The following is a 12,118-nucleotide window of genomic DNA, read 5'->3' as shown; positions in this document are numbered from 1 at the left end:
ATGCATCCGTAGCTCAGCTGGATAGAGTACTCGGCTACGAACCGAGCGGTCGGAGGTTCGAATCCTCCCGGATGCACCATCCCTTCTATTATTCCCTTCGATGTTTAGTTCTTAATCACTCTCGTAGTTATCACTTCTCAATCAGCGACAAAAACCACCTTTTACGATAAAGTAATGCTTTGTTAATCGTTTAGCGAGAGCACGATGTACGCACAGTATGACGGTTTGATCTTCGACATGGATGGCACCATCCTGGATACTGAACCCACGCATCGTCAAGCCTGGACCGAGGTCCTTGGCCGCTACGGCATGCGTTTCGACCTTCAGGCGATGATTGCCCTCAACGGATCCCCAACCTGGCGTATTGCGCAGGCCGTGATTGAACTGAATCAGGCCGATCTCGACCCACACCTTCTCGCGCGTGAAAAAACCGATGCGGTAAAAGCCATGCTTTTAGATACCGTACGCCCTCTGCCACTGATTGATGTGGTAAAAGAGTGGCACGGGCGTCGCCCGATGTCTGTCGGGACGGGCAGCGAGAGCGCGATAGCAGAAGCGTTGCTCAACCATCTTGGCCTGCGCCACTATTTTTCTGCCGTGGTGGCCGCCGATCATGTTAAAAATCACAAGCCCGCGCCGGACACCTTCCTGCTTTGCGCAGAATTAATGGGCGTACCGGCGGCAAAATGCGTCGTGTTTGAAGATGCCGACTTCGGTATTCAGGCCGCGCGTGATGCCGGAATGGCGGCGGTGGATGTGCGCTTACTGTGAGTGACGCGCTGTCACTTGCCTCATTATTCGCCAGCAGTTTTCTAAGCGCCACGCTGTTACCGGGAAATTCGGAAGTGGTACTGGTGGCGATGCTGTTGTCCGGCGTTAGTCAGCCCTGGCTGCTTGTATTAATAGCAACAATGGGTAATAGCCTTGGAGGGCTGACTAACGTTATTCTTGGGCGTTTCTTTCCGCTGCGCGAAAAATCGCGCTGGCAGGAAAAGGCAGTCGGCTGGCTAAAACGCTATGGCGCTGCCACGCTGTTATTAAGCTGGATGCCTGTAATAGGCGATTTACTGTGTCTGCTGGCGGGATGGATGCGCATCTCCTGGGGACCGGTGCTCTTTTTTTTGTGCCTTGGCAAGGCGTTGCGCTATGTTCTCGTGGCGTGGGCAACACTACAGGGTATGACGTGGTGGCACTAATTGGTGGAATGAATACGCGACCTTCAATCGTCAACCATTACAATTATGCTGAGTAACATTACTTTGACAGGCGGGAGGTCAATTTGATCCCGGACGTATCTCAGGCGCTGGCCTGGCTGGAAAACCACCCTCAGGCTCTGAAGGGTATTCAGCGTGGTCTTGAGCGTGAAACGCTGCGCGTTAACGCGGACGGTAGCTTAGCGACGACGGGTCACCCGAAGGCGTTAGGCTCGGCGCTGACACATAAATGGATCACAACCGATTTCGCTGAAGCGCTGCTGGAGTTCATTACGCCGGTGGACGGCGATATTGATCATATGCTGACGATCCTGCGCGACATCCATCGCTACACCGCGCGCAATCTCGGCAATGAGCGTATGTGGCCGCTCAGCATGCCGTGCTATATCGAGCAGGGCCAGGAGATTGAGCTGGCGCAGTACGGCACGTCAAACATTGGTCGGCTGAAAACGCTCTATCGCGAAGGTCTTAAAAATCGCTACGGCGCGCTGATGCAGACGATCTCTGGCGTGCACTACAATTTCTCTTTGCCGATGGCGTTCTGGCAGGCGAAGGGGGGAGAAACGGATAAAGAAGCGATCTCCGCCGGTTATTTCCGTCTGATCCGCAACTATTACCGTTTTGGCTGGGTGATTCCGTATCTGTTTGGCGCGTCGCCTGCCATTTGTTCATCGTTCCTGCAGGGGAAACCGACCACGCTGCCGTTCGAAAAAACCGAGTGCGGAATGTACTATCTCCCGTACGCGACTTCTCTGCGCATGAGCGATCTGGGCTATACCAATAAATCGCAAAGCAATCTCGGTATTACGTTTAACGAATTGCACGAATATGTGGCAGGATTGAAGCGGGCGATTAAAACTCCGTCGGAAGAGTACGCGAAAATCGGCCTCGAAAAAGACGGAAAGCGCCTGCAAATCAACAGCAACGTATTGCAGATTGAAAACGAACTGTATGCGCCAATTCGTCCGAAGCGCGTGACGCGCAGCGGTGAAACGCCGTCGGATGCGCTGCAGCGCGGCGGCATTGAATACATTGAAGTGCGCTCGCTGGACATCAACCCGTTCTCACCGGTTGGCGTTGACGAGCAGCAGGTTCGCTTCCTGGATCTGTTTATGGTCTGGTGCGCGCTGGCGGATGCGCCGGAAATGAGTTCAGACGAACTGCTTTGTACGCGCACGAACTGGAACCGCGTGATTCTGGAAGGCCGTAAACCGGGTCTGACGCTGGGTATTGGCTGCGAAACAGCGCAGTTCCCGCTGGCTAAGGTAGGTAAGGATCTGTTCCGTGACCTGAAGCGTGTTGCCCGCACCCTGGACAGCATCGACGGCGGCGACGCGTATCAACAGATTTGCGACCAGCTGGTGGAATGCTTTGATAACCCGGAACTGACGTTCTCTGCGCGCATTTTGCGCACCATGATCGAGCAGGGGATTGGCGGCACGGGGCGTTCACTCTCAGCGGAGTACCGTGAGATGCTGATGCAGGAGCCGTTAGAGATCCTGAGCGAAGCGGATTTTGTCGCGGAGCGCGACGCGTCCCTGGTGCGTCAGAAAGAGGTTGAAGCGGCGGATACGGAGTCGTTTGAGGCGTTTCTGGCGAAGCAGGCTTAAGCAGAAAAGAAAAAGGCCACATCGCTGTGGCCAAAATATACATCTCTGAATTCAGGGATGATGATAACAAATGCGCGTCTTTCATATACTCAGACGTGCATTCTGTAGAAGAGTTCAGTTTATTTTAAAAAAAATCACTATCGGAGGTGACGTATGCCGTTATTAGATAGCTTTACTGTCGACCATACCCGTATGGAAGCACCTGCAGTCCGCGTGGCGAAGACCATGCACACCCCGCACGGCGACACGATCACCGTCTTCGATCTGCGCTTCTGCGTGCCGAATAAAGAAGTGATGCCGGAGAAAGGCATTCACACCCTGGAACACCTGTTCGCCGGTTTCATGCGTGACCACCTGAACGGCAACGGTGTTGAGATCATCGACATCTCTCCGATGGGCTGCCGTACCGGCTTCTACATGAGCCTGATTGGTCAGCCTGAAGAGAAACGCGTCGCCGATGCGTGGAAAGCGGCGATGGAAGACGTGCTGAAAGTGAAAGAGCAGAACCAGATCCCTGAGCTGAACGTTTACCAGTGCGGCACTTACCAGATGCACTCTCTGGAAGAAGCCCAGGAAATTGCCCGTCACATCATCGAGCGTGACGTTCGCGTAAACAGCAATGAAGAGCTGGCCCTGCCAAAAGAAAAACTGCAGGAGCTGCACATCTAGTATTGTGCCTGTGGATGCCCGGTGGCGCTTCGCTGGCCGGGCCTACAATCCTCATGACGACAACCACCACCTTCTCCTTTACCCATCGCCCGCTTGTGCCGTTTTCGCATGATTATGCTCATGGCGATAGCGAGCCGTGGCATGAGCACGACTGCGCGCAGTTGCTGCACAGCCTGACGGGCGTCGTGCGGGTCGATACCGCATCCGGCTGCTGGGTAGTGCCGCCCGGGCGCGGCGTCTGGCTACCGGCGGGGACACAGCACTCGCTTCGCATCACCGGCAACGTTGCAGCCCGCACGCTGTTTATCGATCCGCTGGCGCGAGCCGATCTCCCGGCGACCTGTCAGATCGTGCAGATCTCCCCGCTGCTGCGCGAGCTGATCCTCACCTCCCTGACGCTACCGGAGTCGTACTCGCCGAGGAGCCGTGACGAGCGCGTGTATGAGCTCATTCTGGATGAAATTCGCATCATGCCGGTGCTGCCGTTTCACCTGCCGGAACCGGAAAGTGAAGCGTTACGCCAGCTGTGTCGGCAGATCCGTCAGTTACCAGGTGAAAGCTGGAGCGGTCAACAGAGCGCGAGTTTGCTCGGAATGAGCGAGCGTACGCTGAACCGCCATTTTCAGCAGCAGACCGGGTTAAGCTACGGCGAGTGGGTGAGAAGGGCGCGCCTGCTGGAAGCCTTAGTGCGGCTGGCTCAGGGCCAGCCGGTGCTGCGCGTGGCGCTGGATCTGGGATACGGCAGCCACAGCGCCTTTACGGCGATGTTCCGCCGGGCGATGGGTATCTCTCCCAGCGATTACTTTAAGAACGACTGACCGCGTTAAACAGCGCCTGAAGCGACGCGCGCGCCACGTCGCTGTCAATGCCCACGCCCCAACTGCTGGTGCCGTCCTGGAACAGGCAGCGGATATAGGCCACCGAACGGCTGTCGCTGCGTTCGCCCAGCGTATGTTCGTGATAATCCTTAATCACAAACGGCGCGTTGACCCAGCGGCTCAGGCCCTGCGCGGCAGCGGAGAGCAGACCGTTGCCCTGACCCTCCAGCTGGCGCGTTCCCCCCTGCGTGACGACGCTTGCCGTCAGCCGCAGCTGGCCGTCCTGCTGGCCGTCGCTGCGGTAGGATTGCAGCGCCAGCTGCGGCGTCGTTACCAGCCCGTAGCGGGTGCGGAATAGCTGCCACAGTGCGTTCTGCGTCATTTCTTTCCCGTGGCGATCCGTTTCCTGCTGCACGTGCTGGCTAAAATCCTGCTGCAGAGCGCGGGGCAGCTTCAGGCCGTGGTTTTGCTCAATAAGCCAGGCGCTGCCGCTTTTTCCTGACTGGCTGTTCACGCGGATCACCGCTTCGTAGGTGCAGCCGATATCCTGCGGATCGACGGGCAGATAGGGCATCTCCCAGCGATCGCCAGGCCTGCGGGCATCAAAGCCTTTCTTAATGGCGTCCTGGTGCGAGCCGGAGAAGGCGGTATAGGCCAGCCGTCCTGCCCACGGATGGCGCGGATGGACAGGCAACTGGTTGCAGGCCTCTACCGTTTCGACCACCCGATTCATATCGCTAAAGTCCAGATTGGGACTAATGCCCTGGCTGTAGAGGTTCATCGCCAGCGTTACCAGGCAAACGTTGCCCGTGCGTTCGCCGTTGCCAAAAAGGCAGCCCTCTACGCGGTCGGCCCCGGCCATCACCGCCAGCTCCGCGCTGGCGACGCCCGTTCCGCGGTCGTTATGCGGATGCACGCTGATGCACACGTCGCGGCGGCGGCTGAAGTGGCGGCAGAAATACTCGATCTGGTCGGCATAGACGTTCGGCGTACTGACCTCGACGGTAGCGGGTAAGTTGATCACCATTGGCCGTTCATCGCACGGCTGCCAGATCTCCGCCACGGCTTCACAAATCTCCAGCGCAAACTCCGGCTCGGTAAAGCAGAAGGTTTCCGGGGAGTACTCGTACTGCCAGCGGGTTTCAGGGTTCTCTTCACAAAGCTGGCGGATAAGCCGCGTGGCGCGGGTGGCCAGCTCGACGATCTGCGCTTTCTCCATGCCGAACACCAGGCGGCGGAACAGCGGGGCGGTGGCGTTATACAGGTGGACGGTGGCCTGCTTCGCGCCGCGCAGGGATTCAAAAGTACGATGGATGAGATCTTCCCGCGCCTGTGTTAACACCTGAATCGTGACGTCATCCGGAATGCGGTTCTCTTCGATAAGCTGGCGGACAAAGTTGAAGTCGGTCTGCGAGGCGGACGGGAAGGCGACCTCAATCTCTTTAAATCCGCAGCCCAGCAGCAAATCCCAGAACTGCAGCTTGCGCGCGCTGTCCATCGGCTCGGCAAGCGCCTGGTTGCCGTCGCGTAAGTCTGTCGAGAGCCAGCGCGGCGCGCGGGTGATGGTCTGCTCCGGCCAGCGGCGGTCGGGCAATGAAACGGTGGGATAAGGCTGGTATTTGTCGGCGGGTGTATTCAGCATGATGCGCTCCTGTTGTCTTTTCACTATCGTGAAGTGATTTCAGGAGCGCTGCTTTATCGAAACTGACAATCGCTGTCGCGTTCTGGACAACGCGAATTAGTGCGCCCCTCCGCCGCCGCCACCGGCGCCAAATGGCGGTCTGGCAAACCACACCAGCCCCAGCAGGACGATGAAGATCCCCGCCGATATCCAGAAAATCTCGTTTGCCGAGATAATCAGCCCCTGGTTGGTGATCTGCTGGGCAATCCAGCCGGATGCCTGCTGCTCCGTCATCCCCATGCCCTGAAGCTGACTGTACATCTGCTGGGCATTCGGATTGTACGGGTTCACCGCTTCGGTCAGCTGGGCGTGGTGCATCGATTCACGGTTGGTCCACAGGGTGGTGGTGATCGACGTCCCGATGGAACCTGCTAGCGTACGGGTGAAGTTCGACAGGCTTGATGCCGCCGCCAGACGCTCAGGCGGCAGGCCAGAGAGCGTAATGGTGGTCAGCGGCATAAAGAAGCACGCCACCGCAAAGCCCTGAATGAACTGCGGCCACGCCGAGGCGCCAAAGTCCATTCCCGGCTCAAAGGTATACGCGCGCCAGTAGAAGCACACGGCGTACATAATGAAGCTGAACGTCACCAGCCGACGCATGTCGAGCTTGTGGGCGAAGCGGCCAATAATCGGCGACAGCAGAACCGGGATCACCCCAACGGGCGCCGAGGCCAGCCCTGCCCAGGTCGCGGTATAGCCATACACCTCCTGCAACAGCTGCGGCAGCAGAACAATCGCGCCGAAGTAGAGCATATAGGCGAGGCTGATACACAGGCAGCCGATGGTGAAGTTTCGCGATTTGAAGAGCGAGAGATCGACAATCGGGTTGTCGTCCGTCAGCTCCCAGACAATCAGGAAGCTTATCGACACCACCGCGACAATGGTCAGGATGATGATCTCCTGCGAGTTGAACCAGTCGAGCTCTTTACCGCGGTCGAGCATGATCTGCAGACTGCCGATACCCAGGATCAGCAGCGCCAGCCCGATGCTGTCGATACGGCGCTGTTCGGTACGCGTCTCTCGTCCCCGCAGCGACTGCAGCGTCATCAATACCACGACGGCGCCAATCGGTACGTTGATAAAGAAGATCCAGCCCCAGTGGTAGTTATCGCTGATGTACCCGCCCAGAATCGGTCCGCAGATAGGCGCGACGATAACGGTCATTGACCACAGCGCCAGCGCGACCGAACGTTTTGCTGGGGGGTAGTTGCTCAGCAGCAAACTCTGCGACAGCGGGATCAGCGGCCCGGCGACAATCCCCTGAATGACGCGGAAGAAAATCAGCATCGTCAGGCTGCTGGACATGCCGCACGCCCAGGAGGCAAGAACAAACGCTACCGTGGACCAGAGGAACAGCTTCACCTCACCGACGCGCTTCGCCAGCCAGCCGGTGATAGGGATGGAGATGGCGTTTGCCACCCCAAACGAAGTAATGACCCAGGTCCCCTGGCTCAGCGATGAGCCAAGGTTGCCGGCGATGGTTGGGATCGCCACGTTTGCGATGGTGGAGTCCAGCACCTGCATGAATGTCGCCAGCGACAGCGCAATGGTCATAATGACCAGCTGCGCGCCTTCCAGCGGTTTTTGCGGCTTTTGCTGTTGCATAACGCTCACCTTCGGATTAACCGGCGTTTGCCTTCACGATGTCATCGATCAGTTTGTTGACCGGATCGAGGCTAATTTCACGGGCGTTACTTTCATAAACCGGGCTGCTACGCACCTGGCTTGCCAGGATCTGACCGTCGCGGTTGGCGGTATCGACCGTCACAAGCGTGGAGAGGCCGATACGCAGCGGGTGATCCGCCAGCTGTTTGGCATCCAGCTCGATACGCACGGGCAGACGCTGAACCACTTTAATCCAGTTACCGGTGGCGTTTTGCGCAGGCAGCAGGGAGAAAGCGCTGCCGGTCCCCATATCCAGACCCACCACTTTCCCGGTGTACTTCACGTCATCGCCGTAGATGTCGCTGACGACCGTCGCGGTCTGGCCGATACGCATATGAGCGAGCTGCGTCTCTTTAAAGTTGGCGTCAACCCACAGGTTGTCTGCCGGCACGACCGCCATCAGCGGCGTGGTCGGGCTAATCTGCGCCCCTGGCTGGACGGAACGGCGGGAGACGTAGCCGGTCATTGGGCTGACGATTTTGGTACGCTGCAGGGCAAGCCATGCGTTGCGTACTTCAGTCGCCGCCTGTTGTACGGCGGGCTGGTTTTCGAGGCTGGTGCCGAGCACCATCGCCTGGTTGGCGTTGTACTGTTGAATCGCCACGTCCAGCTGTGCCTGGGCACTGGCAACCGCGTCGCGCGCGTGCTGCAGCTCTTCACGGCCAATCAGGTTAGCGGTGCCGAGCGGTACACGGCGGTTCAGGTCGCTCTGCGCCTGCGCGAGTGCGGTTTTCTGCACGTCGATGTTGGCCTGCAGCTGTTTACTGTTGATCATCAGCTGGCGGGTCTGACGGACGCTGGAGGCCAGCGCGGTCTGGGCTTTCTCAAAGGCCTGCTGGGCGTCGGTTGGATCGAGGGTCACCAACACATCGCCTTTTTGCACAAAGTCGGTATTGTCAGCCCAGACTTTCGTCACGCTGCCCGACACCTGCGCCATAATCTGTACCTGGTTCCCTGCCACGTATGCGTCGTCAGTCTCTTCTGCATGACGCAATACTAAAAACCAATAGATCCCATATGCCACGGCAATAATAATAAAGAGCAAGGTCAACAGAAGAAGGGCACTTTTACGTTTGCCTTTCTTATTGGCCGGTTGCTGCGGGGTAGTGCTCTCCGCATTTGCGCTCATTGTTGTTCTCCACGATCTTCTTATTTTCACATCGGCTAAGCCGACCTGTTGTCAGAAAGGCCAGCAGTGTGACGTGCTGGCCTGTCGGTTTTCTTATATAAATCTGGATTGTTGAGCGTGTCGTCGCGTTAGCGCAGCGCCTCAAGAACAGCGCCTTCTTCATCCATCTGGTCCAGACGGGTGAGCAGCTTGCGAGTGATGTGCTCAAGCTGGTCGCGCTCGGAAGTACTGAGGGCAGACCAGAGTTTGTGCAGGCAATTGTGCTGAGGTGGCAGCACCTCACGCAGGAACTGGTGACCTTTATCGGTCAATTGCAGATGCAGGCAGCGGCGATCGTTATCGCTTTCACGGCGCTCAATCCAGCCGCGCTTTTCCAGCTCATCGGCAATACGGGTCGCATTGGTACGGGACGATCCCAGCGCGCAGCTCAGCTCAGAAGGCTGAATGCTATGGTTTTCCTGAGACTCCAGCGTAATCAACGCCATAAACAACGTCTCGTTAATCCCTTGAGCTTTCAGCATTTTATTACGATTTTCCAGTAGCTTACCCTGCATGTGCATGCACAGGCGGGTCAGCAGGATTTCCTGATACGGGAAGTCCTCATGACGACTGGCGCGGAATTTAAGCATTTGTTCAATGGGCGTAAACGAACTATCCATTTTGGGCATAACCTCATTAATTACAGCCGATATAGTAACGATGGTGACAAATAATGTAAATGAATTATTTGTGCGGTTATATCCGCCAAACGAATGCCACCATCAAAGAGCGCCGGGTAAGTCCGTGACCCGGTGAGCACAGAAAGCGTAGGGTATAAACCCGCTGAAGAGAGGATGTGGGGACGGGGGTCTGAACTATTCATGCCAATTGTAGATATGTCACCCACATTAAAATTTCTGGGATAAATGATTACGTTTACATTAACAGACTGCCGGGCCCCTTTACACCCTAAGAGGCCCAAAGCAATGTAAAACTTAATGAATTGCTTCCTGACGATGATAGCCGCGCCACCATACAACCAGGTTAAGCGCGGCGACGAGTGCCCCTATCCCGCACACGCCTGACCAGCCGGCATGCTGCCACGCCGACGCTGATATTAACGAACCCGCCGCACCACCAATAAAGTAGCTGGTCATGTATCCGGCCGTGAGGCGGTTACGCGCCTCGGGCTTCACGCGGTAAATCACGGTCTGGTTGGTGATGTGAACACCCTGTACGGTGAGATCGAGCACCAGAATACCGACGATCAGCGCCAGCACCGAGACGTGCCCATACCAGATGGCCGCCCAGGAGAGCAGGAGCAAAATCAGTCCGGCTGTCGTGGTCATGTGCGATTTGCCTTTATCAGCCAGCCCGCCTGCCGGGCGAGCGCCCAGTGCACCTGCTGCACCGGCCAGACCGAACAGACCAATCACCCCTTCGGAATAATTGAACGGGGGTGCTGCCAGCAGAAATGCCATCGACGTCCAGAGAATGCTGAAGTTGGCGAAGGTTAAACACCCCAGCAGAGCGCGGGTGCGCAGCAGTTTATCCTGCGTGAACAGGCTAAACACGGAGGCCAGAAGCTGCGGGTAATTCAGGTGGTTCTCCTGCTTCACCTTCGGCAGCCCGCGCCACAGCGCCAGCGCCATCACCACCATCAATACGCTCGCCACCCAGTAGACGGTGCGCCAGCCGCCGAGGCTTGCCAGCAGCCCCGCAACGGTTCGCGCCAGCAGAATGCCCAGCAGCAGGCCGCTCATAATAGTGCCGACCACCTTGCCGCGTTTTTCCGGCGAGGCGAGCGTTGCGGCGAGAGGCACCAGGATTTGCGCGACGACGGAGAAAAGCCCCGTTAGCGCGGTACCGACGATCATCATCGTCAGCGACTGGCTGCTGGCGGTGATCAGCATGCCGCCTGCCGCCAGAAGCGTCATAGAGACGATAAGCATCCGGCGCTCAAACATATCGCCCAATGGCACAAGGAACAGCAGCCCTGCCGCATAGCCTAGCTGCGCAGCGGTGACGATAAAGCCGGCGGAGCTGGCTGAAAGATCGAAGGCGCGCGCGATAGTATCAAGCAGAGGTTGTGCGTAATAGTTGCTGGCGACTGCCAGACCCGTTGCCACGGACATTAAAAGGATGAGTGCGGGGCTAAGCCCCTGAGATGGTTTTGTCATTAGTTTCAGGAATCGTGAGTTAAGTGATTATTTTTCCGGAAACCATAATAGCTAATGATTGAGAATGTTGGGGGATTGTTATGTGTGTGTTTGTGCGGTTAATCCCCTCACCCTAATCCTCTCCCCAGAGGGGGGGACGGGCTGGGGGGAGGGGTAAGGTTGTGTTGTGTTTTTACTTCTGCGCCGCAAGCGCCTCTTTCACCCAGCCATCAAACTGCTGCTGGTGGGCTTTGATCCAGCCATCCACGTGGCCTTTGACATCCGCCTCAGAGGATTTGCCCGCATGCATCATCGCATTCTGGGCGTTGATGTCCGCCAGCGGCAGCTTCATCACCGAGAACAGCTTCGCCGCAGCCGGGTTTTTCTCCGCCCAGGCTTTGTTCGCCACGATGTGCATAGTGTTCACCGGGAAGCCATAGTTCATGCCGTTCGGCAGTTTGGTGTCGATATCTTTCTGCTCGCCCGGCAGGGAGGAGAAGGGCACCTGTAACCACACCACGTCTTTGCCCGGCTTCAGCACGTCGCTCACCCAGTACGGCGTCCAGGTGTAGTAGATCACCGGCTTGCCTTCTTTAAAGCGGGCAATGGTGTCGGCCATCATCGCGGAGTAGTTGCCGTGGCTCACGTCGACGGTTTTCGCCAGATCGAACGCTTTGTTCTGGTGGTTAATCACCGCTTCGCAGCCCCAGCCCGGCGAGCAGCCCATCATGTCGGCCTTGCCGTCACCGTTGGTGTCGAACAGTCTGGCGATCTTCGGATCTTTCAGCTGCTCAATATTGGTGATGTGGTACTTATCAGCGGTTTTCTTGTCGATCAGATAACCCTGCGCCGCGCCGGTCACGAAGGTGCCTTCGCGATAGAATTTCTTATCGCCACCTGCGGCGGCATACATGTCGTCGTGCAGCGGCTGCCAGTTCACGGCGGTAAAGGTGGCATCACCGGAGGCAATCGAGGTGTAGCCCACGTTGTAATCCACTTCGCTCGGCGTGTTGACCGTATAGCCCAGCTTCTCCAGCGCGCGGCTGACGATCAGGGTCTGGAAGCTCTCTTCCGAAATGGTGCTCTGCACCGGCTGCACGGTAATGCCTTTGCCCGGCAGGTCAGCGGCAAACGCGCTGGTGGAGACAAGGGTGGCAAACGCTGTGGCAAAAAGTACGTTATGTCGCATCGTTG

Annotated in this window: 11 protein-coding genes and 1 tRNA gene; 6 read left to right on the top strand and 6 right to left on the bottom strand. The window is 57.4% G+C overall.

Annotated elements, in window-relative coordinates; translation table 11 throughout:
• Window positions 1-2: 2 nt before the first annotated feature.
• From IM294_RS04335 to IM294_RS04310, 6 genes are all read left to right on the top strand, one after another.
• Window positions 3-79: transfer RNA gene (locus IM294_RS04335), tRNA-Arg, on the top strand.
• A gap of 125 nt (window positions 80-204) precedes the next feature.
• Window positions 205-771 carry a fructose-1-phosphate/6-phosphogluconate phosphatase gene (gene yqaB, locus IM294_RS04330; protein ID WP_028014186.1) on the top strand — a complete coding sequence of 189 codons (567 nt, stop codon included), beginning with the start codon at window positions 205-207 and terminating at the stop codon, window positions 769-771.
• Complete coding sequence (locus IM294_RS04325; RefSeq protein WP_008499541.1) at window positions 768-1,196, top strand: YqaA family protein; 429 nt, start codon at window positions 768-770, stop codon at window positions 1,194-1,196. The genes yqaB and IM294_RS04325 overlap by 4 nt, the downstream gene beginning before the upstream one ends.
• Before the next feature lie 83 nt (window positions 1,197-1,279).
• A complete protein-coding gene (gene gshA, locus IM294_RS04320) occupies window positions 1,280-2,824 on the top strand; it encodes a glutamate--cysteine ligase (RefSeq protein WP_126817323.1) in 1,545 nt (514 codons plus the stop codon).
• Between the two features lie 153 nt (window positions 2,825-2,977).
• Entirely contained in the window at window positions 2,978-3,493 is a 516-nt protein-coding gene (luxS, locus tag IM294_RS04315; RefSeq protein ID WP_008499539.1) for an S-ribosylhomocysteine lyase, read from the top strand.
• Window positions 3,494-3,546: 53 nt separating this feature from the next.
• Window positions 3,547-4,311: a helix-turn-helix domain-containing protein gene (locus IM294_RS04310; RefSeq protein WP_126817325.1), complete on the top strand. Its 765-nt coding sequence runs from the start codon at window positions 3,547-3,549 to the stop codon at window positions 4,309-4,311.
• Here IM294_RS04310 and leuA read toward each other — a convergent pair.
• From leuA to proX, 6 genes are all read right to left on the bottom strand, one after another.
• The gene (leuA, locus tag IM294_RS04305; protein WP_088204893.1) at window positions 4,298-5,953 is read right to left on the bottom strand and encodes a 2-isopropylmalate synthase; all 1,656 of its coding nucleotides are present in this window, start codon (window positions 5,951-5,953) and stop codon (window positions 4,298-4,300) included. The genes IM294_RS04310 and leuA overlap by 14 nt on opposite strands.
• 96 nt (window positions 5,954-6,049) lie before the next feature.
• Window positions 6,050-7,597, bottom strand: coding sequence for a multidrug efflux MFS transporter permease subunit EmrB (gene emrB / locus IM294_RS04300; protein WP_028014182.1), 1,548 nt, complete (start codon window positions 7,595-7,597; stop codon window positions 6,050-6,052).
• Window positions 7,598-7,613: 16 nt separating this feature from the next.
• Window positions 7,614-8,786, bottom strand: coding sequence for a multidrug efflux MFS transporter periplasmic adaptor subunit EmrA (gene emrA, locus IM294_RS04295; RefSeq protein ID WP_021241959.1), 1,173 nt, complete (start codon window positions 8,784-8,786; stop codon window positions 7,614-7,616).
• Between the two features lie 128 nt (window positions 8,787-8,914).
• Entirely contained in the window at window positions 8,915-9,445 is a 531-nt protein-coding gene (mprA, locus tag IM294_RS04290; protein ID WP_041911975.1) for a transcriptional repressor MprA, read from the bottom strand.
• Between the two features lie 315 nt (window positions 9,446-9,760).
• Window positions 9,761-10,945 carry an MFS transporter gene (locus IM294_RS04285; RefSeq protein ID WP_126817329.1) on the bottom strand — a complete coding sequence of 395 codons (1,185 nt, stop codon included), beginning with the start codon at window positions 10,943-10,945 and terminating at the stop codon, window positions 9,761-9,763.
• A gap of 172 nt (window positions 10,946-11,117) precedes the next feature.
• Complete coding sequence (gene proX / locus IM294_RS04280) at window positions 11,118-12,113, bottom strand: glycine betaine/L-proline ABC transporter substrate-binding protein ProX (RefSeq protein WP_045260894.1); 996 nt, start codon at window positions 12,111-12,113, stop codon at window positions 11,118-11,120.
• Window positions 12,114-12,118: the final 5 nt, after the last annotated feature.

Source organism: Enterobacter cloacae complex sp. P43RS (assembly GCF_014930585.1).
Lineage (GTDB): Bacteria > Pseudomonadota > Gammaproteobacteria > Enterobacterales > Enterobacteriaceae > Enterobacter > Enterobacter bugandensis.
The sequence above is the reverse complement of the archived record's forward strand: the minus strand, read 5'-3'. Positions and strand labels throughout refer to the sequence as shown.

Coding starts and splice junctions, on each gene's coding strand:
- IM294_RS04310 (WP_126817325.1), top strand. CDS start 3,547: ATGACGACAACCACCACCTTCTCCTTTACCCATCGCCCGCTTGTGCCG.
- leuA (WP_088204893.1), bottom strand. CDS start 5,953: ATGCTGAATACACCCGCCGACAAATACCAGCCTTATCCCACCGTTTCA.
- proX (WP_045260894.1), bottom strand. CDS start 12,113: ATGCGACATAACGTACTTTTTGCCACAGCGTTTGCCACCCTTGTCTCC.
- emrB (WP_028014182.1), bottom strand. CDS start 7,597: ATGCAACAGCAAAAGCCGCAAAAACCGCTGGAAGGCGCGCAGCTGGTC.
- emrA (WP_021241959.1), bottom strand. CDS start 8,786: ATGAGCGCAAATGCGGAGAGCACTACCCCGCAGCAACCGGCCAATAAG.
- yqaB (WP_028014186.1), top strand. CDS start 205: ATGTACGCACAGTATGACGGTTTGATCTTCGACATGGATGGCACCATC.
- mprA (WP_041911975.1), bottom strand. CDS start 9,445: ATGGATAGTTCGTTTACGCCCATTGAACAAATGCTTAAATTCCGCGCC.
- luxS (WP_008499539.1), top strand. CDS start 2,978: ATGCCGTTATTAGATAGCTTTACTGTCGACCATACCCGTATGGAAGCA.
- IM294_RS04285 (WP_126817329.1), bottom strand. CDS start 10,945: ATGACAAAACCATCTCAGGGGCTTAGCCCCGCACTCATCCTTTTAATG.